Annotated in this window: 19 protein-coding genes; 11 read left to right on the forward strand and 8 right to left on the reverse strand. The window is 53.2% G+C overall.

Features of this window, described 5'->3' with window-relative positions; genetic code table 11:
• Nucleotides 1–316: 316 nt before the first annotated feature.
• From C2U68_RS18660 to C2U68_RS18670, 3 genes are all read left to right on the forward strand, one after another.
• Complete coding sequence (locus C2U68_RS18660) at nucleotides 317–1,375, forward strand: OmpA family protein (protein ID WP_140913982.1); 1,059 nt, start codon at nucleotides 317–319, stop codon at nucleotides 1,373–1,375.
• Between the two features lie 838 nt (nucleotides 1,376–2,213).
• Nucleotides 2,214–3,017: a ferritin-like domain-containing protein gene (locus tag C2U68_RS18665; protein WP_140913983.1), complete on the forward strand. Its 804-nt coding sequence runs from the start codon at nucleotides 2,214–2,216 to the stop codon at nucleotides 3,015–3,017.
• On the forward strand, nucleotides 3,010–4,185 hold the full coding sequence (locus C2U68_RS18670; RefSeq protein WP_140913984.1) for an NnrS family protein: 1,176 nt from the start codon (nucleotides 3,010–3,012) through the stop codon (nucleotides 4,183–4,185). The genes C2U68_RS18665 and C2U68_RS18670 overlap by 8 nt, the downstream gene beginning before the upstream one ends.
• Nucleotides 4,186–4,235: 50 nt before the next feature.
• Here C2U68_RS18670 and ispG read toward each other — a convergent pair whose 3' ends face one another.
• Nucleotides 4,236–5,456 (reverse strand): flavodoxin-dependent (E)-4-hydroxy-3-methylbut-2-enyl-diphosphate synthase, encoded by a 1,221-nt coding sequence (gene ispG, locus C2U68_RS18675; RefSeq protein ID WP_140913985.1) that lies wholly within the window; start codon nucleotides 5,454–5,456, stop codon nucleotides 4,236–4,238.
• Between the two features lie 95 nt (nucleotides 5,457–5,551).
• Here ispG and C2U68_RS18680 point away from each other — a divergent pair, with 95 nt between their 5' ends.
• From C2U68_RS18680 to nqrM, 8 genes are all read left to right on the forward strand, one after another.
• Nucleotides 5,552–6,280 carry a metallophosphoesterase gene (locus tag C2U68_RS18680; RefSeq protein WP_140913986.1) on the forward strand — a complete coding sequence of 243 codons (729 nt, stop codon included), beginning with the start codon at nucleotides 5,552–5,554 and terminating at the stop codon, nucleotides 6,278–6,280.
• A gap of 188 nt (nucleotides 6,281–6,468) precedes the next feature.
• Complete coding sequence (locus tag C2U68_RS18685; protein WP_140913987.1) at nucleotides 6,469–7,812, forward strand: Na(+)-translocating NADH-quinone reductase subunit A; 1,344 nt, start codon at nucleotides 6,469–6,471, stop codon at nucleotides 7,810–7,812.
• On the forward strand, nucleotides 7,813–9,012 hold the full coding sequence (locus C2U68_RS18690) for an NADH:ubiquinone reductase (Na(+)-transporting) subunit B (RefSeq protein WP_140913988.1): 1,200 nt from the start codon (nucleotides 7,813–7,815) through the stop codon (nucleotides 9,010–9,012).
• Nucleotides 9,005–9,865 (forward strand): Na(+)-translocating NADH-quinone reductase subunit C, encoded by an 861-nt coding sequence (locus tag C2U68_RS18695; protein WP_140913989.1) that lies wholly within the window; start codon nucleotides 9,005–9,007, stop codon nucleotides 9,863–9,865. The genes C2U68_RS18690 and C2U68_RS18695 overlap by 8 nt, the downstream gene beginning before the upstream one ends.
• 8 nt (nucleotides 9,866–9,873) lie before the next feature.
• Complete coding sequence (locus tag C2U68_RS18700; protein ID WP_054759006.1) at nucleotides 9,874–10,542, forward strand: NADH:ubiquinone reductase (Na(+)-transporting) subunit D; 669 nt, start codon at nucleotides 9,874–9,876, stop codon at nucleotides 10,540–10,542.
• Nucleotides 10,542–11,150, forward strand: a complete 609-nt coding sequence (gene nqrE, locus C2U68_RS18705) for an NADH:ubiquinone reductase (Na(+)-transporting) subunit E (RefSeq protein ID WP_140913990.1) — start codon at nucleotides 10,542–10,544, stop codon at nucleotides 11,148–11,150. Before C2U68_RS18700 ends, nqrE begins: the two co-directional genes overlap by 1 nt.
• A gap of 12 nt (nucleotides 11,151–11,162) precedes the next feature.
• On the forward strand, nucleotides 11,163–12,383 hold the full coding sequence (nqrF, locus tag C2U68_RS18710; protein WP_140913991.1) for an NADH:ubiquinone reductase (Na(+)-transporting) subunit F: 1,221 nt from the start codon (nucleotides 11,163–11,165) through the stop codon (nucleotides 12,381–12,383).
• 90 nt (nucleotides 12,384–12,473) lie between these two features.
• Entirely contained in the window at nucleotides 12,474–12,668 is a 195-nt protein-coding gene (gene nqrM, locus C2U68_RS18715) for a (Na+)-NQR maturation NqrM (RefSeq protein ID WP_140913992.1), read from the forward strand.
• Nucleotides 12,669–12,703: 35 nt separating this feature from the next.
• Here the strand turns inward: nqrM and C2U68_RS18720 are convergent, their stop codons facing one another.
• From C2U68_RS18720 to C2U68_RS18750, 7 genes are all read right to left on the reverse strand, one after another.
• Entirely contained in the window at nucleotides 12,704–13,273 is a 570-nt protein-coding gene (locus C2U68_RS18720; RefSeq protein WP_140913993.1) for an alpha-ketoglutarate-dependent dioxygenase AlkB family protein, read from the reverse strand.
• 6 nt (nucleotides 13,274–13,279) lie between these two features.
• Nucleotides 13,280–13,672 (reverse strand): bacteriohemerythrin, encoded by a 393-nt coding sequence (locus C2U68_RS18725; protein ID WP_140913994.1) that lies wholly within the window; start codon nucleotides 13,670–13,672, stop codon nucleotides 13,280–13,282.
• Nucleotides 13,673–13,902: 230 nt separating this feature from the next.
• Nucleotides 13,903–14,241: an integrase core domain-containing protein gene (locus tag C2U68_RS21330; RefSeq protein WP_313901422.1), complete on the reverse strand. Its 339-nt coding sequence runs from the start codon at nucleotides 14,239–14,241 to the stop codon at nucleotides 13,903–13,905.
• On the reverse strand, nucleotides 14,148–14,789 hold the full coding sequence (locus C2U68_RS18735) for an IS3 family transposase (RefSeq protein ID WP_140913996.1): 642 nt from the start codon (nucleotides 14,787–14,789) through the stop codon (nucleotides 14,148–14,150). The genes C2U68_RS21330 and C2U68_RS18735 overlap by 94 nt, the downstream gene beginning before the upstream one ends.
• Complete coding sequence (locus C2U68_RS18740; RefSeq protein ID WP_140913997.1) at nucleotides 14,786–15,100, reverse strand: transposase; 315 nt, start codon at nucleotides 15,098–15,100, stop codon at nucleotides 14,786–14,788. The genes C2U68_RS18735 and C2U68_RS18740 overlap by 4 nt, the downstream gene beginning before the upstream one ends.
• Before the next feature lie 159 nt (nucleotides 15,101–15,259).
• Nucleotides 15,260–17,002: a sulfite reductase flavoprotein subunit alpha gene (locus tag C2U68_RS18745; protein ID WP_140913998.1), complete on the reverse strand. Its 1,743-nt coding sequence runs from the start codon at nucleotides 17,000–17,002 to the stop codon at nucleotides 15,260–15,262.
• Between the two features lie 108 nt (nucleotides 17,003–17,110).
• Nucleotides 17,111–22,594, reverse strand: a complete 5,484-nt coding sequence (locus C2U68_RS18750; RefSeq protein ID WP_140913999.1) for a glutamate synthase-related protein — start codon at nucleotides 22,592–22,594, stop codon at nucleotides 17,111–17,113.
• Nucleotides 22,595–22,643 lie beyond the last annotated feature (49 nt).

Raw genomic sequence — 22,643 nt, forward strand, 5'->3', positions numbered from 1 at the left:
TTTTTGGGGCCGGCTCTCTGAGACCTTGAGATCACTTTAACGGGTTATTCCGGAATCAGTCGGTGCGCTAGCGTACATAAAGTACCAAGCCGGTAATGCCGCGACGTCTGTGTTGAGGAAGTAATGGGTGTTTGCTTAGAAACTGGAGGTCAGTGTGCTTATGTGCGTTACCGTACCGACAGTCTATCTCTGTTGCGAATAAGCTACTTGACAGCTTTTTTACAACAGATCGTCGAGAAAGTTAAGCGAGTCGGGATGGCTGGTCTGATCGGCGACGCCATTTACGTGTTCCCATTTTTTACTTAAAGGAAAGATTATGCTGAATAAACACTTACTGCCTTTCGCCTCTTTAGTCGGCATGGCAATGGTGCCGCAGGTGCGCGCCGCGGATCAATATCAAGATAACCGCTGGTATGTTGCGCCGTTTGCAACCTTTATCAACAGCGGTGGCGACAGGCGTGCGAGCGACGGTTGGGGGGGCGGTGTCGGCGTCGGTAAAATCATCGATCAGCATTTTAACGTCGAGATAAAAGGTTTTTATCAAGGCTTTGGCGGCGATAACGGTCCGTGGGATCTGGCCGGCGGGAGTGCCGATGTACAGTACTATTTGTTCCGCGATAAATTCTCGCCTTATGCGGTGGTGGGTTTGGGCGGCATGAACACCTGCGCCTCCGCCAACTGCGGTATCGGTTTTATCGGCGAGGCCGGTATCGGTGCCAGTTATGAGGTTAACGACAATTTGTTGATACGCAGCGATGTGCGTTACCGCTACAACAATAATTTGAACGCCCATGTTCAAGCCGGCACCGACGAATTTCACGACATGACCGTCAATTTAGGCGTGGTGATTCCGTTTGGCGATAAACCCAAATATGCGGCGAAGACTGACACCCGCGCCGCGCCAGTGCCGTTCGCGGTGGCGCCCAAACCCGATTGCAGCACGTTGGATTCCGATGGCGACGGCGTCAACGATTGTCTGGACAAATGCCCAGGGACTATCAAAGGCGCCACGGTCGACATCAAAGGTTGCGCGGTTCGGTTGATACTGAAAGGCCAGCATTTTAAATACGATTCCGCCGAACTCGGCGAAAACGCCAAACAACTGCTGGACGGCGTAGCCAGGGATTTGATCGCGTTTCCGCAGAAAAATGAAATTGAAGTGCAAGGCCATGCCAGTAGCGAAGGTAGTGATTCCTACAATATGAAACTGTCGCAAAGGCGGGCGCATTCGGTTGTTGAATACCTGAAGGCAAAAGGTGTTACCAACCGATTATCCGCAAAGGGCTATGGCGAAACCCGGCCAGTCGGCGACAATGCAACCGAAGCCGGTAAATCCGAAAACCGGCGGGTCGAGTTGATCTGGATCGAAGAGTGATTACCACTTACCTGCTGAAAATCTTGGAAACGGAGCGCGAGCGAAGTGAAGATTTTTAGTTCGAGATAGCCGTAGCGCCGGCCGGATATTCGCAGCGAAGCGCAGAAAACCTGCAAGGCGTCGTGAAACGGCGTCAAATCATGCGAGAGCCAATGTTTCGATCCGCTTGTTGGGTCGAACGAGGTGATGTGCACGAACCGGAGCCGCAGAAGGCGTGAGCGGTCGGGGCGATGTTGCTGATTTTTCCGGGATTCTGCTGGGAAAAATCGGCAAAAAGAAAGCGCGCTATCCCTGCCTGTGGCGCCCCCACCGTTCATCGACGCACGTTACCTTGGCTCAACAGAGCTTAGGTTCTCCCTGATCGGCGCTAAGACCTTTAGCGCGCCAGTGTAGTAAAAATCTAGTACTGCAAGATGGATACGACATTGATATTGGTCTCGCTGTAGTAGAACTTTAAAATTGCGAGATTTACAAGTTGTTGATTTTATTTTCTAATAAAAGGCGCTAATTGACTGGGAGTAAGTGTCGTGGGTTCTGATGCCTCGGCCCCAACCAATATTTTCAATGACTTACTTGATTTTTTACTGCGCTCTATATTTGAAGTGTCGTATTTCTCTAAACAAGATTTTGCGTTGCCAACATGGGGTTTAAGGTGTTCGCTTGATAGATGCGCATACCTTGCCATATTCAGTTAGCCCATCCTCCCCGTTTTTGCACGACATTTAGCGGTACGGCTTCCGGTTTGAACGGGCTTGCTTAAGTATGACGTATATCGTGCATCTCAATTTCCGTTGATAGATTGAGTTTCTGAATTGATCAAATCCCGTCTTAATTCCAGATGAAATCAGTGTTCGAATTTGCCGAGCGGTGTCTGTTCGACGCTGATATCGAGCGAAAACTTGCCTTTACCTTCCAGGCCCGCCAACTATTGGCGGAAAATCGGCTGTCTTTTGCGCCGGTCGGCGAGGCATTGCCGATCGCTGCTACGGTCTTCCCCGCAAAACCGGAATTATTGATGCCGCGCGACATGCCAAAACGGCGCTTGGATACCGTCGAAGGCAAGGCGGCTTTTTTCCATGCCTTGGCTCATATCGAATTCGTCGCAATCTATCTGGCCTGGGACATTATCTACCGCTTTCGCGGCTTGCCCGACGATTTTTACCGCGATTGGTTACTGATTGCCGATGAGGAGGCGCAACATTTCCAACTCATCCGCAACCGGCTAAGGCAATTGGGCTGCGATTACGGCGATCTGCCGGCGCACGGAGGCTTGTGGTCTCATGCGGAAGATACGGTGGAAGATATTTTAGCCCGATTGGCGATCGTGCCGCGGTGCATGGAGGCGCGCGGATTGGACGTCACGCCGGGCATGCGCGACAAGCTGGCGGCGATGGGCGATGCGGACGGCGTGGCCATATTGGAGCGGATATATACCGACGAAATTGGCCATGTCGAGCGCGGTTCGTATTGGTTCAAGAGCCTGGCCTGGCAGCAGGGACTGCCCCACGAGCAGCATTATAAGGATTTGATTTTGGGTTATTACAAGGGGAAACCCAAAGGGCCATTTAACCGAGAAGTGCGTATAATCGCCGGTTTCTCGGATAACGAACTCGACTGGCTGGAGGAAAGGGCGCATGAATAACAAACCGGTTTTTGATTACCCGCTGTTTGCAATGGGCTTTCGCGCTTTTTTTGCGCTAGCGGGTTTATCGGCGCTGGCTTTGATTGCACTATGGAATTCGATGTCCATAGGCGCCTTGCATATCGACAATTACTTCGTCGGTAGCCTGTGGCATGCGCATGAGATGTTGTTGGGTTACACCGCGGCGGTGATCGCCGGTTTTTTGCTGACCGCCGTCAGAAACTGGACCGGTTTGCAAACCGTCAACCCGGACCAATTGGCCTCATTGAGTTTTTTATGGATATACGGCCGGGTATTGCCGTTTTATTCGGGTTTGCTGCCGGACGGATTGATCGCGGTTGTCGATATGCTGTTCCTGCCGGCGGTGGCTTATTTCGTGGCCCGACCCTTGTTGAAGACTGGCAATTTCAAAAATCTGGTTTTTATCGCTTTATTACTGTTGCTGACGCTCGGTAACGGCTTGATGCACGCTCAGATTTTGGGTGTGTCGGCAACCAGCGCCGGCTTGGGGTTGACGCTGGTAGTTGCGGTAGTGGTGGCGATGATTTTGGTAATCGCCGGCCGGGTATTTCCGTTTTTTACCGAACGCGGATTGTCAGGTGTGATTTGCATCCGCAATCCTGCTTTGGACTTGGCTGCGGTCGCTGCCGGCGTGGCGGTTTTTGGGTTGCTGATGTTTGACGTCTCCGGTGTGGTGTTGGCGGTTGCGGCAATTGCGGCTCTGGTTATCAATGTGTTGCGGGTGTCCGCTTGGTACAACGCGCGGATCTGGTACGTGCCGTTGTTATGGGTGTTATACATCGGTTACGGTTGGTTAATACTCGGATTCGGCTTGGTGGCCTTGTCGGCATTTGCCTGGGTTCAACCGGTATTGGCACTGCATGCCTTTACGGTCGGCGGTATCGGCGTATTGACGCTGGGGATGATGGCAAGGGTGGCGTTGGGGCATACCGGGCGGGCGCTGAAGGCCTCGAATGTAGTGGCGATTGCGTTTTTACTGTTGAATATCGCGACGCTGTTCAGGGTAATGTTTCCGGCGTTGCTGCCGGCGTGGTACGGCGGCTTTGTCATGATTTCCAGCTACAGCTGGTTGGCGGCGTTTTCGTTATTCGCTTTTTATTATGCGCCGATACTGACATCGCCGCGGATCGACGGTCAACCCGGCTGACAGGCAATAAAAAAGGCGGCTGAAAAGCCGCCTTTTTTGTGGTCGGGGAGTTACTGGGCGCTGTAGTGCGTCTCGATGTAGCGTTCGACTAGTGCTTGGAATTCCTCGGCAATATGGTCGCCCTTTAAGGTTACGGTCTTGACGCCGTCTTCGAATACCGGCGCGACAGGGGACTCCCCGCTACCCGGCAAGCTGATGCCAATGTTGGCGTTCTTACTTTCGCCGGGGCCGTTGACGACGCAGCCCATTACTGCGACTTCCATATTTTCCACGCCTTTGTATTTGTCTTTCCAGATTGGCATTTGATCGCGCAGGAAAGCTTGGATATCCTGGGCCAGGCGTTGGAAATAATCACTGGTGGTACGGCCGCAACCCGGGCAGGCGATGACCATTGGCGTGAACGAACGAAAGCCCATGGTTTGCAAAATTTCCTGAGCGACGATAACCTCTTTCGTACGTGAGGCGCCGGGCTCTGGTGTTAGGGAGACGCGGATGGTGTCGCCGATGCCTTGCTGCATCAATACGCCCAAAGCGGCGGCGGAGGCGACGATGCCTTTCGAGCCCATACCGGCTTCAGTCAAGCCTAAATGCAGGGGGTAGTCGCAACGACTGGAGATGTCTTGGTAGATACTGATCAACTCCTGCACGTTGCTGATTTTGCAAGACAGCACGATTTTGTCCTTGCCCAGTCCAAGTTCGACGGCTTTGGCGGCGCTTTCCAGTGCCGACAGAATGATCGCTTCCCGAGTAATGGCAGGCAGCTCTTTGGGTTGTGCTAGCTGGCGATTTTCGTCCAGCAAGCGGGTCAATACCGCTTGGTCCAAGCTGCCGCCGTTAACGCCGATCCGGACCGGTTTGTTATAGCGAATCGCAAATTCGATCATTTGCTGGAATTGCGGATCGCGAGCTTTGCCTTTGCCGACGTTGCCAGGATTGATGCGGTACTTGGCAAGGGCTTGAGCGCAGTCCGGGTACTTTTCCAACAGTTTGTGGCCGTTAAAGTGAAAGTCGCCAACAATCGGTACTGAAAAGCCTTTTTGTTCCAGTTGGTTGACGATTTCCGGAACGGCTTTGGCGGCTTCTTCGGTATTGACTGTGACTCTGACGATTTCCGAGCCGGCGGTCGCTAGTTCCATGATTTGTTGAACGCTTCCTGCAACATCAGCTGTATCGGTGTTGGTCATGGATTGAACTACGATCGGCGCGCCGCCGCCGACTTTAACGTTACCTACCAAAACCTGTTGGGTGTGTTTTCTGGGGCTAATCGACATAGAATTGTGTTTTCAGGAACTCGAGTTGTTTAAAAATACCAAGTAATTCACTTAGGATTAAAATTATACCTCCATAGCCACGGGACGGAAAAATTTTGCGGATAAATTACTTCTCTGATGTGCACTTAGAGTTTGGCGACCAAGCTTTGCCGGATACGGATGCCGATATCGTAGTCGCTGCCGGCGACATCGGTGTTTTCAGTCAAGGCGTGGAATGGTTGAAGGCAATAGGCAAGCCGGTAATTTACGTTGCCGGTAATCATGAGTTTTACGGCTACGAGTATCGGCAAACGCTGGAGATGCTGCGGGAGCAGTGTGCCAACACCCAAATTCGGTTTCTGGAAAAGGGGCAGTTCGTGTTTCAGGGGGTGCGTTTTTTAGGGTGCACCCTGTGGAGCGATTTGTTCGTCGACGGTTTGGACAAGGCCGAGGCGCTTGGTCGATCGTTGAACGATTTTCGTAAGATTCTGTTCGGCCACCAAGCGTTTCGGCCGGAGCAATTCGTCGAATTGCACCAGGAATCGCGGCTTTGGCTGGAACAGCGGCTGGCTGATCCTTATCCCGGAAGAACAGTGGTAGTGACTCACCATGCGCCGACCGAATGGAGTTGGATCGATTCGCCGAACGTGATCAAAAAAATCGCCTATTGCAACGACCTGAAGCCGCTGTTCCACGAGTACGAAATTGCCGCCTGGTTTCACGGGCATGTGCACAATTTGGGCGACTACCGGATCGCCGACGCCCGGATTTTGAGCAATACCCGCGGGTATTTGGGGCGGAAAACCGTCGCCGGTTTCGACATCAATAAGGTCGTGGAAATTTGATTCCGGTAATCATTTTTCAGACGGTTTGGCAAGCGGCTTTTCCTGGCTTGCGGCTCGGGATTTATCGTTGAGAAAGCCGATAACTTGTGATGTAATGGCAAGGTTTTAAGTTTTCAACTGCTCTCGAGGAATGCTGTGTCCAAGGGGGCTTTTTGCTGAAATTTGTCTGGAGAGCAGGCGTATTAACTATGCAATTTACACTAAAGAAAGGTTTGGATTTGCCCATTACGGGTAAGCCCGAACAGCAAATAAGCGAGGGTAACGCCGTCAAATCGGTCGCGCTGTTGGGCGCCGATTACGTCGGGCTGAAGCCGAAAATGCTGGTCGCGGAAGGGGACAAGGTGAAAGTGGGCCAAGCTCTGTTCGTGGATAAGCAAAATCCCAGCGTAAATTTCACTTCGCCCGGGGCGGGCGTCGTCAAAGCCATCAACCGTGGTGATCGGCGGGTGCTGCAATCTGTGGTGATCGAGTTGAAAGGCGACCAGCACGAAAAGTTCAGCAAGTATGCCGAGTCCGAGTTGGCCGGATTGTCTGCCGAACAAATCAAGCAGAATTTGCAAGCATCAGGCTTGTGGACGTCGTTCGTGACTCGTCCTTACGGTAAAGTTCCGGCGGCCGATTCGACGCCGAGTTCTATCTTCGTCACCGCAATCGATACCCGTCCTTTAGCAGCCGATCCGGCGGTAGTGATAGCCGACAGAGCCGGCGATTTCGCCAACGGTTTGACCGTGATTTCGAAACTGGCCGGCAAGACCTATTTGTGTAAAGCGGCCGGCGCCAACATTTCTGCAGTTGCCGGCGTGCAGACCGCTGAGTTTGCCGGCCCGCATCCCGCCGGTTTGCCCAGCACGCACATCCATTTCATCGACCCGGTCAATGTCCACAAATTCGTGTGGCACATCGATTATCAGGCTGTGATCGCTATCGGTGCTCTGTTCACTACCGGTCAGCTGAACGTCGAGCGCGTTGTGTCTCTGGCCGGTCCGACGGTTAAAAAGCCCCGCTTGGTCAAGACTCGAGTTGGCGCTAACTTGTTGGAGCTGGCGGCTGGCGAGTTGGAAGACGGCGAGAATCGCGTCATTTCCGGTTCCGTGCTTTACGGGCACGAAGCTGCCGGACCGTTTGCCTATCTGAGTACTTATGCACTGCAGGTTTCCGCACTGAAAGAAGGTCGCGACCGCGAATTTTTTGGTTGGATCGTGCCGGGCAAAGACAAATATTCGGCTTTGAACGTCTATGTCTCATCCAAAGATCGTGAATCGGGACGCCTGTTTCCACTGACTACCGATAAAAACGGTAGTAACCGGGCCATTGTCCCGGTCGGAATTTACGAATCCGTCATGCCTCTGGATATTCTGCCGACACCGTTGTTGAAAGCGATTGTCGTCGGCGATACCGATACTGCGCAAGCCCTGGGCTGTTTGGAATTGAACGAGGAAGACGTCTCCCTGTTCACTTTCGTCGATCCCGGTAAACACGATTTTGCGCCGGTGCTCAGAGCAAATTTAACCAAAATCGAGAAGGAAGGATAAATGTCGGCTAGAGACTTATTAGATAGCATAGAGCCGCATTTTACAAAAGGCGGCAAATTCGAAAAGTATTACGGCCTGTACGAGATGGTCGATACTTTCATGTATACCCCGTCCGATGTAACGCGCGGTACTACTCATGTCCGGGACGGTAACGACCTGAAGCGGACGATGACTTTCGTCGTCATCGCCACGGCATTCTGCATTTTGATGGCTTGGTATAACACCGGCTTTCAAGCCAATCTGGCGATGCAGAAAATCGGCGCAACCGATATCGACGGCTGGCGTAGCATTCCGATGGCCTTGTTCGGCTATAACCCTTACAATCCGTTTTCCTGTCTGGTGCACGGTATGTTGTATTTCTTCCCGGTCTATATCGTCACGTTGGCGGTTGGGGGCTTCTGGGAAGTGTTGTTCGCCACCGTACGTAAACACGAAGTCAACGAAGGCTTCCTGGTCTCGTCAATGCTGTATACCTTGATCCTGCCGGCCAGTATTCCGCTGTGGCAAGTGGCCTTGGGCATTTCGTTCGGTATCGTGTTGGGTAAAGAGGTATTCGGCGGTACCGGTAAAAACTTCCTGAATCCGGCACTTACCGGCCGTGCTTTCCTGTTTTTCGCCTATCCTGCTTCAATCTCCGGCGATTCGGTCTGGGTTGCGGTTGACGGCTATAGTGGTGCGACAGCATTGTCTCTGGCTTCGGCCGGCGGATTGGACGCCATCACCGGTAGCTTCGGTTGGTTTCAGTCTTTCCTGGGCTTCATCCCCGGATCGATGGGCGAAACGTCGACTCTGGCTTGTCTGCTGGGTGCTGCGTTCCTGTTGTATACCCGCGTCGCTTCTTACCGCATCATGGGTGGCGTCATGATCGGCATGATCGGCATGTCGACCTTGTTGAACGTGATCGGCAGCGACACCAACCCGATGTTCGCGATTCCCTGGTACTGGCACATGGTATTGGGCGGTTTTGCCTTCGGTACCGTTTATATGGCTACTGATCCGGTTTCTGCAGCCAATACCGATATCGGTCGCTGGATCTACGGCGTGCTGATCGGCGTCATGATCATCATTATCCGCGTAATCAACCCGGCCTTTCCGGAAGGCGTCATGCTGGCGATTCTGTTCTCCAATATGTTCGCACCATTGATTGATTATTTTGTGATTCAAGCGAATATCAGAAGAAGGATCAAACGTCATGCCTAATGCCGAAAACAAGACCAATAACTTTAACGAGCAGTTGTGTAAGTACTACGCGCAGTTCCGGGTTTATGCCGACCGCATCCTGGCATTAAGCAACGATAGTCTGGAAAAAACGGTTAACGTCGCGCTGGCGCTGTGTTTGGTCTGCGCGGTTTTGGTATCGATAGCCACCGTGGCGTTGCGGCCTTTGCAGTCCCATAACAAGGCCCTGGACATGAAGAAGAATATTCTGGATGTTGCAGGCTTGCTGGAAGACGGTACCGATATCGACCAAGCTTTCAGAGAACGGATCGAAGCCAAATTGGTCGACATTGCGACCGGCGAATACGTGGACGGTAACGTCGACGAATACGACCAACGCAAAGCTGCCAAGGATCCTGCGCAAAACGAAGTGATTCCGCCGGAAAAAGACATCGCCAGCATCCGTACCAAAGCCAAGCTGGCTAAGGTATTCCTGGTCAAGAACGGCGATAAGTTGCAATCCATTATTTTGCCGATCAACGGTTACGGTTTGTGGTCGACCATGTACGGTTTCCTCGCTTTGGATGCCGACGGCCAAACCGTGCAAAGCATCAACCTGTACGACCAAGGCGAAACTCCGGGTCTGGGCGGCGAAGTGGTCAACCCGAACTGGCGTGCGCTGTGGAAAGGCAAGAAAGTTTACGGTGACAGTGGCGAAGTGGCTTTGACCTTGGTTAAAGGCACGGTCGACAATAGTCGTCCGGATGCTGCGACCAAGGTCGACGGTTTGGCCGGTGCGACTTTGACCAGCCGCGGCGTCAGCAATCTGATCCTGTACTGGATGGGGCCGGAAGGTTTTGCGCCTTACCTGAACAAAATCAAAGCAAACGGTTAGGAGTCGTCATGGACAAAGAAACCAAAAAAGTATTATTTGAACCGTTGGTCGATAACAACCCCATCACCTTGCAGGTGTTGGGGGTTTGCTCGGCGTTGGCGGTGACCTCGCAAATGTCGACCTCGTTGATCATGGCGTTGGCTCTGACTTCGGTTACAGCCTGCTCCAGTGCGGCGATTAGCGCCGTGCGCCAGCACACGCCGAGCAGCATCCGGATTATCGTGCAGATGATCATCATCGCTTCGCTGGTAATCGTGGTCGACCAGTTGCTGAAAGCCTTCGCGTTCGATGTCAGCAAAAAACTGTCGGTATTCGTCGGTTTGATCATCACCAACTGTATCGTGATGGGGCGCGCCGAAGCGTACGCGATGAAAAATCCGCCGCTGCAAAGCTTTATCGATGGTATCGGTAACGGCGCCGGCTACAGCTTGATTCTGATTCTGGTGGCGCTGGTGCGCGAAACTCTGGGATCGGGCAAGTTGTTGGGCATCGAAATTCTGCCGCTGGTCAAAGACGGCGGCTGGTACGTGCCGAACGGCTTGATGCTGTTGCCGCCCAGCGCTTTCTTCGTTATCGGCTTGATTATTTGGGCCTTCCGTACCTGGAAACCCAAACAAGTCGAACACAATGAGTTCAAAATAATGGCTATTGCTCACGGTGAAGGAGGGCATCACTAATGGACGCCTATATCGCATTATTTGTTAAAGCGGTTTTCATTGAAAACCTAGCTCTGTCGTTCTTCCTGGGTATGTGTACCTTCTTGGCCGTGTCCAAGAAGATAGCCACCGCCATGGGTTTGGGCATCGCGGTAATGGTGGTGCAAACCTTGACCGTACCGGCCAACCAGTTCATCTATCAAACTTTGTTGAAAGAAGATGCCTTGGCTTGGCTGGGTATCACCGGCGTGGATTTGAGCTTTTTGAGCTTGCTGAGCTGTATCGGTATGATCGCCGCGATCGTGCAAATTCTGGAAATGTTCCTGGATAAGTTCGTACCGGCTTTGTACAACGCGCTGGGTATCTTCCTGCCTTTGATTACCGTTAACTGCGCTATTCTGGCCGGTAGTTTGTTCATGATCGAACGCGACTACAATTTCGGCGAGAGTGTGGTTTACGGTATCGGTTCCGGTTTTGGTTGGGCGTTGGCTATCACCTTGATGGCCGGTGTTCGCGAGAAACTGAAATACAGCGATGTGCCTGCCGCGCTGCAAGGCCTGGGCATCACCTTCATCACAGCAGGCTTGATGTCCTTGGGCTTCATGGCTTTCTCTGGAATTCAATTGTAAAAGGGTATCGTAATGCTAGAAATTGCATTAGGTGTTATTTTCTTCACGGCTATCGTGATTGCGCTGGTGTTCCTGATCATCGGCGCGAAAAACAAACTGGTGGCCGCCGGGGATGTGGAAATTCTGATCAATAACGAGAAGAAGATTCACGTGCCGGCCGGTTCCAAATTATTGAATGCGTTGTCCGACAACCAGTTATTCGTATCGTCGGCTTGTGGCGGTGGCGGTTCTTGTGGTCAGTGCAAGGTAAAAGTGCATAGCGGCGGTGGCGATATTCTGCCAACTGAGTTGTCGCACATCACCAAGCGTGAAGCGGCCCACGGCGAGCGCCTGGCTTGTCAGGTCGCGGTGAAAACCAATATGGCGGTCGAGGTCGAAGACAGCGTATTCGGCGTCAAAAAGTGGCTTTGCACCGTCAAATCTAACGACAACGTCGCGACCTTCATTAAGGAACTGGTATTGCAATTGCCGGAAGGCGAAGCGATCAACTATCGCGCCGGCGGTTACATTCAAATCGAGTGTCCGCCACACGTTTCCAAATATGCGGATATGGATGTTGCTGACGAGTACCGGCCGGATTGGGATAAATTCAATCTGTGGCGTTATGTGTCGGATGTAAAAGAACCGACTTTGCGCGCCTACTCGATGGCTTCCTATCCGGAAGAGAAAGAAATTATGCTGAACGTGCGTATCGCCACGCCGCCGCCAAGTGCCCCGGAAGGCGTGCCGCCCGGCATCATGTCTTCGTTCATCTTCAACCTGAAACCGGGCGACCAAGTTTGGGTATCGGGTCCGTACGGCGAATTTTTCGCTAAAGATACCGACGCCGAAATGGTTTTCATCGGCGGCGGTGCCGGTATGGCGCCAATGCGTTCGCATATTTTCGATCAATTGCGCAGATTGAAGTCGAAACGCAAAATTACTTTCTGGTACGGTGCGCGTAGCAAACGTGAAATGTTCTACGTTGAAGATTTCGACATGCTGCAAGCCGAGAACGAAAACTTCAAATGGCACGTGGCATTGTCCGATCCGCTGCCGGAAGACAATTGGAAAGGCTATACCGGCTTCATCCACAACGTTCTGTACGAAGAGTTCTTGAAAAACCATCCGGCCCCGGAAGACTGTGAGTATTACATGTGCGGTCCACCGATCATGAACTCCTCGGTGATCAATATGCTGGTGGCTAACGGCGTCGACAGAGAAAACATTTTCTTGGACGACTTCGGCGGCTAACCGCAGCTTGATCGGGTAGACAAAAACGGGGGGCGATTAGGTCGTCCCTCGTTTTTTCGTTTCTAAGGCTTATATAACTGGACAATCGATATGGGTTATTTTCTTGCGACGTTTTTATTCATGCTGGTCGTGATCGCTATCATGGCGGTTGGGGTCATTTTCGGCCGAAACGCGATCAAAGGTTCCTGCGGCGGGACAGGTAACTGTATTTGTACCGAGAAGTGCGATAAAAGAAAGAAGTTTGAGGCTCAACAAGCGCAAGCGGCCCCCGCCGAACATTCTTGAACGGCGATGCGGTTAGCAAGAGCTGGAAGCCCCGGTTAAGGCGAGATAACCTTGCGGAAAGTCAAATTGATTCGGCCGCTGTCAAGTCCGGAATCCCGCGGTAAGCTATGCTGCCAATCGCGTTGAAATTCGGGGTGCATAATCAGCAATGCACCGTCGGCCAATTTAACCTCGCCTTGCTGCTCGAGTTTTTTATGGCGAAACGCAAAGTTGCGCGCCGTACCGAACGTTAAAGAGGCGATAAAGGGTCGCTCTCCCAGTTCCGGCTCGTCGTCGGCGTGCCAGCCCACGTAATCGTTGCCGTCGCGGTAGAGGTTGGCCAATACCGAATTAAACGAAATATTCAGATAAGCTTCGATTCGTTGCCTGATCTCGACTAGAAGCGGCGTCCATGCTCGGGTTTCCAACAGATTGTAACGGTAACTGTAACGAATGCCCGAGTCGGCATGCCAGGTTTGTAAGCGCGGCAGCGCAAAACGGCGTCCGCCGACGGTGTAGACGTTGACCGGCCAATCGTGGTCGAGCATGAAACGCCGGTAAATCTCCTCGCATTCGGCCTTTGCGTAAAACCGCTCGATAATTTGCAGACTGCCGTTCGCATCCATAACAGGCTATGCCTGATATTGCCGAATATAACTCGCCAATACGCTATCCATCGTCGCTACGTGTACGGCGAACCATCCCGGCAAGCGCTCCCGGACAAAGGCGCGGCCGAACCCGACTAGTCCCTTATGGACTCTGGATTGAAATTGTTTGAATTCGGACAATACTCGTTGATGTTCGCTTTTGTGTTCGCTTTCCGCCGGAAATCCGCATTGTGCCATCAATTGGTTTTCGCGTTCGAAGTGTGCCACTACGTGTTCGTGTAACAGCCGAAACAGTTGTGCAAACTCGGGGTTGTCTGCCTTTTCCAATTGATTGACAAGCTGAATAAATTCGACGTGATCGTCGTCGATCACGTCGTTTCCGGTTGCGGAAATCTTAGCTTCATCGATTAATGTCATTGTTGATTGTCCGAAGCGAAATATCAGCCTTTGTCTGAAAAAGGCTTGAGTTAGATTAGCAGTAATGATGCCAATGCTGAACATGCCGTAGCGCTGTCCTTGTCGTAATCGGAGGCATGTCAAGACCGCTATAGAGCGATATTTATTCGCCTCAAACAGTAGGGTAGGCCAATCGGTTGGAAAAGTAAAAATAGGATGGTTGTAATGGTCAACTAAAACCGGACACCTGTTTAGGCAGCGTTTCTATGAAATTCCCGTTCGAATTCGAGCGGGGACAAATAGGCCAATGTTGAGTGTGACCGGCGGCCATTATAAAAAGCCAAATAATCGATCACGCTCAGTTTCGCCGCCTCTTGGGTTTTGAATTTTTCGTAGTTGAGTTGCTCATGCTTCAAGCTGCGAAAAAAGCGTTCGGTTGGGGAGTTGTCCCAGCAATTCCCTTTGCGGCTCATACTCTGTTCCATCTTCATCACTGCTAAATGCTGACGATATTCCCGACTCGCATACTGGCTGCCACGATCCGAATGATGTAGCAGACCCGGCGCGGGTTTGCGACGCCAGAAAGCCATTTGCAATGCCTTGACGCACAGTGACGTGCGCACTTGTGCCCTGTGGGTATGTGGTCGTCAATGGCCCAGCCCACCACTTGGCGGGAAAACAAATCGATCACCACCGCGACATACAGCCAGCCTTGCAGGGTCCAGACGTAAGTAATATCGGTCGTCCAGACTTGATTGGGCTTGGCCACTTGGAATTGCCGATCTAATCGGTTGGGCGAAATGGCTTCGTTATGGTTGCTATCGGTCGTGACTTTAAAGCGTTTGGGGTAGCGAACCAGCAATTTTAAATCCCGCATGATGCGCCGCATTTTAAAGCGCCCAACGGCAAAGCCTTGTTTTTGCAAACGATCCGCTAAACGACGTGAACCAAAGCACTGCTTATTGTCGATGAAAATCTGCTTGGCTTTTTCGGCAACTTTTTGATCTTGTTGATATTTGTCGCTATCCTGCGGGATTTTTAACCACTGATAATAAGCACTGGTACTCACCTGCATCACTCGACAAAGCGCGGTCACTGGATACGTCTTCTGTTGCGCCTGAATAAACCCGTACTTTATTCGGCTTCTTTCGCAAAGAAGACAGCGGCCTTTTTTAAAATTTCGCGCTCCATTCGCAACTGTTCAATTTCCTTGCGTAACCGGGTCAACTCGTCTTGATCCGCCAGATTTAAACCGGTTTTTTTCACCGTTGAATCCTGGCTTGTCGGTTTACGTTCCACCCGAACCCACCGCCCAAGAGCACTTAACGATATGCCCAGATGTTCGGCTGCCTGTTGCTGACTGTAACCTTTTTCAAGAACCAACTTGGCGGCATCCTGCTTAAATTCCAGGCTATATTTAGGGCGGTTGTGTTTTTTCTCGTTCGTCATGATCACCTCTGCTGACAGTATAAAATCTGCCTTTAGAAGTGTCCGGGTTCATTAAACCATTTCAGGTTGGCGTACAATCCACCTAGGTAAGTAGAGTTTGCCTAGGCGGATTGTCGGAGGAAAATGTGGAAACGAACCGAGTTGGATTGGTTGGTTCGATCAGTAAACGTCTCTGACGTAACGTTTGTCTTTTTTCAGGCCGTTAACGTATTCAACAGCTTCAACCAAACTCATTTTGCCGTGCTCGCGAATGACGTCGTGCAAGGCTTGATCGACATCCTTTGCCATCCGGTAAGCGTCGCCACAAACGAAAAAATAGCCGCCCTGTTCCAACCAAGCGAACAACTCGGCGCCGTGTTGTTTCATCCGGTCCTGAACATAGATTTTCTCGGCTTGATCGCGGGAGAAAGCCAGGTCGAGCTTGGTCAACAGGCCGCTGGCTTGCATCGCTTCGATTTCGTCGCGGTAAATATAATCGGTCGAGGCGTTGCGGTCGCCGAAGAACAGCCAGTTTTTGCCGCTGGCATTGCGCGCTTGGCGTTCTTGCAGGAAGGCTCTGAATGGTGCGATACCGGTACCGGGGCCGACCATGACCATAGGCAGGCTATCGTCGCTCGGAACCCGGAAGTTATTGTTCGGCGTAAAGAAAATTTTAACGTCGCTGTTGCTGTCGGCCAAGTCGGCCAGATAGGTCGAACAGACGCCTTTGTGATGGCGGCCGTGGGCGTCGTAACGCACGCTGGCCACGGTCAGATGCACGGTGTCCGGAGTCAGTTTGCTGCTGGAAGAGATCGAATAGGCCCGATGTTGAAGCGGTTTTAATAGGCCTAGAAATTCGGCGGCGGAAAATTCGACGGCCGGAAATTGCAATAATAGGTCGAGCGTATCGCGGCCCCACAAATAATCGGATATTTTCTCTTTGTCGCCGGCCTGCAGGATGCCGTTAAGTTCCTGGTCGCCGGAACGCTTCGCGATTTCCTCGACGAATTCTTTGCTTGGAGTTTTGATTTCGAAATGGGTCCGCAGCGCCTCCGATAGTGTCATCAATTCGCCGTTGACCGGCTCGTCTTCGCCGCCGGTACAGCCCAGGGCTTTGACGATATCGGCAACCAATTGCGGGCAATTGCTAGGTATGACGCACATCGCGTCACCGGCTTCGTAACTGAGTCCGGAACCGGCGATGGAGATTTCGTAATGGCGGGTTTCCTTGGACGAGTTTTCGGCTGTCAGCAAGCGGTTGACCATCAATTTGGCCGGGAACGGATTCTTGCGGTTATAAGCCGGTTTGGCTGCGGCGCGATTATCGGTATCCAGCACGGCGACGGTGGCGGCGCCTTCTGCCATCAAGGGGATTACTTCGCTGAGCCACTGCTCGGCGGGGGCCTCGAAATCGACGTCGCAATCGACCCGGTCGAACAAGCGTTGCGCGCCTAATGCCGCCAAGCGCTCGTCCCAATCCTTGCCGGCTTGGCAGAACAAGTCGTAGCTGGTGTCGCCCAACGCCAAGATAGAGTATTTGATGTTTTCCAAACGGGGGGCTGACTCTGCTTTGGCGGCTTCCCAGAGCATTTCGGCGTTATCGGGCATCGCACCTTCGCCATACGTACTGGTTATGATGAGCAGATATTCCATTTTGGCTAACTGGCTGATATCGATTTCGTCCATGCCTTTGACTACCGGTACCAAGCCGTGGCTTTTGGCGCGGTTGGCGGCGTCATGAGCTACACCCTCGGAATTGCCGGTCTGGCTGCCGAACAAAATATGTAAGGTTCTGCTATTGCTCTGGTTGCTGCTATTCGAGTTTTGCACCATATGGCTATGCATGCCGGCAAAAAATCCGCTGAGCCAGGCACGTTGAATATCGGAATAAGGCGCGTTTTCGGGGATAAAAGGTGATTTCATTTCTTTACCAACTTTGGGCCGCACTACGGCGGCCCGTTAAACTATTAATCCAGTTTGGCCGGGTGTTTAATTCATAGCGCGGATGCGCTGTAACCCGACCGGCCAAGGTTATGCAGCTTCGCTTTCCAGCATTTCCTTGACGATGCTCAGGCTTTCCAGGCTGGCCAAATTCTTGTCGATGGTTGGCACGCCCGCCAGCGCTTGGCGGTTGAAGCGGTCCTGCTCGATAATCCAGGCGGTGGAGCCTATTGAATAAATGCTTTGGACGTCGCGCAGTTTCAACGTGGTCTTATAGTCGTTCAAGCGCTTTTCCGCCATCAGCGTCGCCAATTGTTGATCGTCGTATTGGCTGTAGGCCTCGCGAATGTTTTTCACCAATGCGTCTTGCAATTTGCGTGGACGCTCCATCAATAGTTTCTCCGCGTATTTATCGATCAAGCTTTGGGTCAAAGGCATATTGGCTTTGATCAGCTGGTCGCGAGCGATTTGCTGGGCCTTGTCAACCACCGCATAGCTGTTGATCAGTTTCAGCGTCAACTCGCTGTCGGTTTCGCCGTAGCCGGGTATGGCGCCGTTGAACAAAGCATTACCGGTTTTGTGCGCTTGCTTGATCTGTTCGATCTGGTTTTGCGCGAATGCCACCGACAGCTCTTCGATCATCGCTTTTCGGTCCAGAGATTTGCTCAAATACTCCGCGGTTTGGGTACGATTCAGCCACAGCGGCAGCGCGAATTTGAAATGTCCGCGTTGTTGTTCCCAATCGGCGAGAATCGCTTTGGCTTTGGTTGAGCCGGTATGCTCGACGTGTTGCTCCAGCATATAACGGATGAACTGTTCGTGGCTGGCTGCGACTTCGCCGCCGTCGGTCAATCGATGGATACTGACCGAGCTGTCGTCGTACAGTTCTTCCAGTCGGTCTTCGGGGTCGTATTGGTAGGCGTTGCCGCCGGACATGCCAGTGCAGAAACCTTTACCGAAACCGCCCAGGTTAAGGACCGCGCCGTTGATCATGTATTCGCAGGCAAAATCGCCGACGCCCTCGACCACCGCCATCGCGCCGGAATTGCGCACCGCGAAGCGGTCGCCGGCCTCGCCTTCGATGAAGGCTTTGCCGCCGGAGGCGCCGAACAAGGCAAAGTTGCCGATCAATACGTTTTCGCCAGGTTTATTCGAGCCGCCGCCGGGCGACTTGATCACGATTACGCCGCCGCAAGCGGTTTTACCGACGCCGTCGTTGCAAGTGCCGGTATGCTCCATGCGCATGCCGTCATTATTGAATGCCGCATAACTTTGTCCCGCCGAACCGTGGGTGCGAACAATGACGGTATCGTCCGCCAGATAACGGCGGCCGTGTTGATTGGTGTACACGATTTGGCTGGCGGCGATTTGCTCGGCGCTCATTTCATAGTGCAATAAGCGCTCGATATCGATCGCGGTTTGGCCGCCGACGGTTTTGTTGCGGTTGTTGAGTTTGAACTCGCTGCCCTCGACCACGACTTGCTTGTGGCCTTGTTCGAACAAAGCTGTTTTCACTTGCGCGAAGATCAGATCGTCGATGGTAAAGTCTTTTTCCAGGTATATCGGCTTTTCGACTTTGATTTCCTGTACTTCCGCCAACAGTTTTTGCAGATGCAACTGCCCGATCATGCTCGGATGGTTGATTAAATGCAGCAGCTCGGTTTTACCGCGAATCTCTTTTAGGCTGGTGTAACCCAGGTCGGCCAGAATTTCCCGCACTTCGTGGGCCAGATTCATGAAGAACTGCGCCAACACGCGCGGATCACCTTTGAATTCCTCGTGGGCGGTGGTCAGGCCGGCCGGGCAGCGGATGTTGCAGTTTTTTGCCATCACGCAGCGCAGCATCATCAATGCGGTGGTGCCGAATTCGAACGAGTCGCCGCCGAGGATTGCCGATTTGACCACGTCGGTGCCGTTCTGGTGCGCGGCACTGCAGCGTAACGTGACCTTATCGCGTAATCCGTTCACGGCCAAGGCTTGGTGGACTTCGGCGATACCGATTTCCGGCGAGCGGCCGGTGTTTTTCAAACTGGTGACCGCCGCGGCGCCGGTGCCGCCGGTGTTCCCGGCGACGTTAATGACGTCCGCGCCGGCTTTAGCGACGCCGACGGCGATCGTGCCGATACCTTCGGAGGAAACCAGTTTGACGACGACCCTAACCCGGGCGGCTTTGGCGTCGTGAATCAATTGGCCCAAGTCTTCGATCGAGTACGTGTCGTGGTGGGGTGGCGGGCTGACCAGTTCGACTTTCGGCGTACCGCCGCGCAAGGCTGCGATTTCCACCGAGACTTTCGGCGCCGGCAATTGGCCGCCTTCGCCCGGTTTAGCGCCTTGGCCGATTTTGATTTCGATTTCTTCCAGATTCGGGTCGGCCAAATAACCGGCCCAAACCCCGAAACGGCCGGACGCGAATTGTTTGATTTTGCTGGAGCGAATCGTGCCGAAGCGGCTGGAGTGTTCGCCGCCTTCGCCGGAGTTGCTCATACCGCCGGCAATGTTGGTACCTTGCGCGACCGCTTCGTGGGCCTCGGCCAACAATGCGCCGTGACTCATGGCCCCGGAAGCAAAAGTTGGGGTGATTTCGTGCGCCGGTTGAACCTTCGCTAAGTCCAGCCGCTCGCGGCTGATGCGGAGGTTGCTCAGGTAAAAATACAGTATGCTGTCGGTATCGTTGATCCGTGCATTTAGGCTGTCGGCTTCGATGGCGACCGAGAAATCCTGGTCGGCGAAACGTGATTTGAGATGTTCCGCCAGTTGCTCCAGCCGAGATTTGTTCGAGTTTTCGGTCAATTCGATTTTGAACACGGCGCCGTTAGTGCGCGAAACTTTCAAGCCGCGGACCAGAAAGTTGTTATTGCCATGCAGGTTTTGGCTGCCGAGCAGGCGATCGAAATCGGCTTGGGTCTCAGCGTCCGCGATATCGACCGGGAATTCCATCACGTCACGCAACGCGGCCGGCCGGTGGGCACGCTCTTGAGCCAGATTGCGAGTAAAGCTGCGATAGGCCGGCGTAATGCCGAAAGCGTCGATTTGCGCCGGCGTACGTTTTTCGTAGCCGAAATCGCGGTAAGCATTATCGCTGGCTTCGTTAGCCTGTTGCTGCGGGATATACAGAATCGGCTCGTCGGTCATCGCGATATATTCGCGCACCGCAGTATTGCCGAAGGTGTGTCCGGCACCGTCCTGACGTTCTTTGAACAGGCCCAGGAACGGGATGTCGTTTTCGCTTTGCACCGACAGCGCTTTATGGTGCCATTCGCGGGAACTGGCGGCGATGTCGGCGTAGCGCGCACCGCCGACCGAGGAGTTGATGTTCGGGAAATAGGGTTTTAATTTCGGCTCGTCGGTGTCCAGATAGTTGGATTCGAAAAACTCGCCGCCGATGTAACTTTCCACAGTGCAGAGGCCGAATTTGCCCATGGTTTTCATCAGCGATTTTTCGACGCCTTTCTGGAAGTTGTAAAGGGCTTTTTTGCGGCCGGTTTCGTCGGCATATTCGGTCATGACCCGGTTATGCACGCTGAGTGGGCAAATTGCCGACGCGCCGAAACCCAAAATCGTCGCTACATCGTGCGGACTGGCGGCCTGGCCGGTTTCCATGATGATGGATGAATTGAAGCGCAGGCCCTGTTTGACCAGATGCTGGTTAGCGGCGGCGATCATCAATAAGGCCGGGATCGCTGCGCGGGTTTGGCCGATGTTGGCGTCGCTTAGAACAATGATGCCGGTATGGTTGCGCGCGGCTTGCTCGACTTGCTCGCACACGGCCAGGAATGCGTGTTCCAGTGCTTGTTCGTTGCGCGCGGCATCGTCGAAGTCGGGTGTATACAGCATATCCAGGGTCACGGTTTTGACCAAGGTTTGGCGGCGGATTTGTTCCAGTTGCGTACGCTGTAGAATCGGCGATTCGATCATCAACTGTTTGCTGGTCGGCGGCGCGAAGGTCGGTTTGGCACCCAGCGCGACGCGCAGCGTCATGCCGTCGCTTTCCCGCAGCGAATCCAGCGGCGGATTGGTGACCTGAGCGAAGCGCTGGCTGAAATAACGCGACATGCCGCCCTCGGCCGAGCTCAGTGCGTTCGGGGTCAGGCCGTAGCCCATCGCCGAGACTTTTTCCAGGCCGGTTTGCAGGATCGGATCCAGCAGGAATTTGAAACTTTCCTGGTTCAGAGAATACGCAGTGTGGCACTGTTCTGTGTTCAGCGCGTGGTCGCTACCGATCTCGGAAAGTTCCACTTTCGGCAGTTGATCCATGTGCACGCAGCGCTGCGCCAACATCGCCTTGTAATCTTTTTCGCTAGCCAGACGCGCCATGACCTGGTGGCTGTCGTAAGACTCGCCGGTGTTGTGGTCGAAATACAGCATGCCGCCGGCCTCAATCCGGCCTCGGCGCAATACTTGTTCGGGAGGGAAGTCGATTTGGCCGGCTTCCGACATTACGGCCAGATAGTCTGCGGTTTCGACCGAACGCAGCGGCCGCAGGCCCAAACGATCCAGGCGGGCGCCGACGCGGGTACCGTCATTGAATATCAGCGCTGCCGGGCCGTCGTTTTTTTCTTCGTACAAGCTGAAATATTCCAGCATGGCGCGAACTTCGTCGGACAGGGTCGGGTCGTTTTCCCAGGCTGGAGGCATCATCGCCAGGATTGCGGTGACGATGTCGAGCTCGTCTTCGTTGATGCGACGGGTCAGGGTTTGATCGAGACGGCCGGAGTCAGACTGGCCGCACGGAAACACGATGTGCTTGTTATTTTGCCGGGCGATGGCGTTTTCGCTCAAGCGGTTTTTCTTGTCGGTGTTCAACTCGCCGTTATGCGCCATATAACGGAACGGCTGCGCCATCATCGTCGCCGGCGCGGTGTTGGTCGAGAAACGGGTGTGGAAGAACAGCGTGCTGATTTCGTGGTCGGCGTCGTACAGGTCGACGAAGTAAGGGATGACCTCGAACGAATTCAAGCGGCCTTTATACACCTGAGTGCGCGAACTCATGGATAGCGGGTAGAAGCCCTGCAATTCCGGACGATTGAAGCCGTCGGCTTCGATGGCCAGCAGGGCCTGCTGGATGTGTTTTTCGAATGCCTCGTGGCTGGCGTCTTGCAACGACGCCGGCCGGCCGAAAATCAGCTGCTTGATCGGTAGTTGGGCTTTGACCGCGGCAGCGTTCAATACCGAGGTATCGACCGGCACTTCACGCCATTTCAAAACCGGTAGCTCGAATTCTTTCAGGTGTTCCTCGACCAGTTTTTGCGCTTCGGAGTCGTAATGGGTGTGGTCTTCCGGAAAAAAGAAGTTGGCTACGCCGAATTGGCCCAATATCAAGCTTGGGTTGCCGGTGACTTTACGGAAAAACTTCAAAGACAGGTCGATATTGACCCCGGCGCCGTCGCCGATGCCCTCGGCGCTCATGCCGCCGCGGTGCGGAATGGTACAGAGTGCTTCGTGCGATTTCAGCAGCAGTTCGTGGGTCTGTTTGCTGTCCTTGCGGGTAATGAAGCCGACCCCGCAACTGTCCTGAGACAAGTCGGCGTCGTAAAGCATGTGTACTGAATTGATTTTCTGGGCGTTTTTAATCATAGCTATCCAGATCCTGTCTACTGATTGATGCGTTACCGGTGTTTTCCTT

Origin of the sequence: Methylomonas koyamae (genome assembly GCF_006483455.1) — a bacterium.
Classification (GTDB): domain Bacteria; phylum Pseudomonadota; class Gammaproteobacteria; order Methylococcales; family Methylomonadaceae; genus Methylomonas; species Methylomonas koyamae_B.

Bases quoted from the DNA above. Each gene is read 5' to 3' on its own strand.
- C2U68_RS18660 (WP_140913982.1), top strand. From the start codon at position 317: ATGCTGAATAAACACTTACTGCCTTTCGCCTCTTTAGTCGGCATGGCA.
- C2U68_RS18665 (WP_140913983.1), top strand. From the start codon at position 2,214: ATGAAATCAGTGTTCGAATTTGCCGAGCGGTGTCTGTTCGACGCTGAT.
- C2U68_RS18670 (WP_140913984.1), top strand. From the start codon at position 3,010: ATGAATAACAAACCGGTTTTTGATTACCCGCTGTTTGCAATGGGCTTT.
- ispG (WP_140913985.1), bottom strand. From the start codon at position 5,456: ATGTCGATTAGCCCCAGAAAACACACCCAACAGGTTTTGGTAGGTAAC.
- C2U68_RS18685 (WP_140913987.1), top strand. From the start codon at position 6,469: ATGCAATTTACACTAAAGAAAGGTTTGGATTTGCCCATTACGGGTAAG.
- C2U68_RS18690 (WP_140913988.1), top strand. From the start codon at position 7,813: ATGTCGGCTAGAGACTTATTAGATAGCATAGAGCCGCATTTTACAAAA.
- C2U68_RS18695 (WP_140913989.1), top strand. From the start codon at position 9,005: ATGCCTAATGCCGAAAACAAGACCAATAACTTTAACGAGCAGTTGTGT.
- C2U68_RS18700 (WP_054759006.1), top strand. From the start codon at position 9,874: ATGGACAAAGAAACCAAAAAAGTATTATTTGAACCGTTGGTCGATAAC.
- nqrE (WP_140913990.1), top strand. From the start codon at position 10,542: ATGGACGCCTATATCGCATTATTTGTTAAAGCGGTTTTCATTGAAAAC.
- nqrF (WP_140913991.1), top strand. From the start codon at position 11,163: ATGCTAGAAATTGCATTAGGTGTTATTTTCTTCACGGCTATCGTGATT.
- nqrM (WP_140913992.1), top strand. From the start codon at position 12,474: ATGGGTTATTTTCTTGCGACGTTTTTATTCATGCTGGTCGTGATCGCT.
- C2U68_RS18720 (WP_140913993.1), bottom strand. From the start codon at position 13,273: ATGGATGCGAACGGCAGTCTGCAAATTATCGAGCGGTTTTACGCAAAG.
- C2U68_RS18725 (WP_140913994.1), bottom strand. From the start codon at position 13,672: ATGACATTAATCGATGAAGCTAAGATTTCCGCAACCGGAAACGACGTG.
- C2U68_RS21330 (WP_313901422.1), bottom strand. From the start codon at position 14,241: ATGGCTTTCTGGCGTCGCAAACCCGCGCCGGGTCTGCTACATCATTCG.
- C2U68_RS18740 (WP_140913997.1), bottom strand. From the start codon at position 15,100: ATGACGAACGAGAAAAAACACAACCGCCCTAAATATAGCCTGGAATTT.
- C2U68_RS18745 (WP_140913998.1), bottom strand. From the start codon at position 17,002: ATGAAATCACCTTTTATCCCCGAAAACGCGCCTTATTCCGATATTCAA.
- C2U68_RS18750 (WP_140913999.1), bottom strand. From the start codon at position 22,594: ATGATTAAAAACGCCCAGAAAATCAATTCAGTACACATGCTTTACGAC.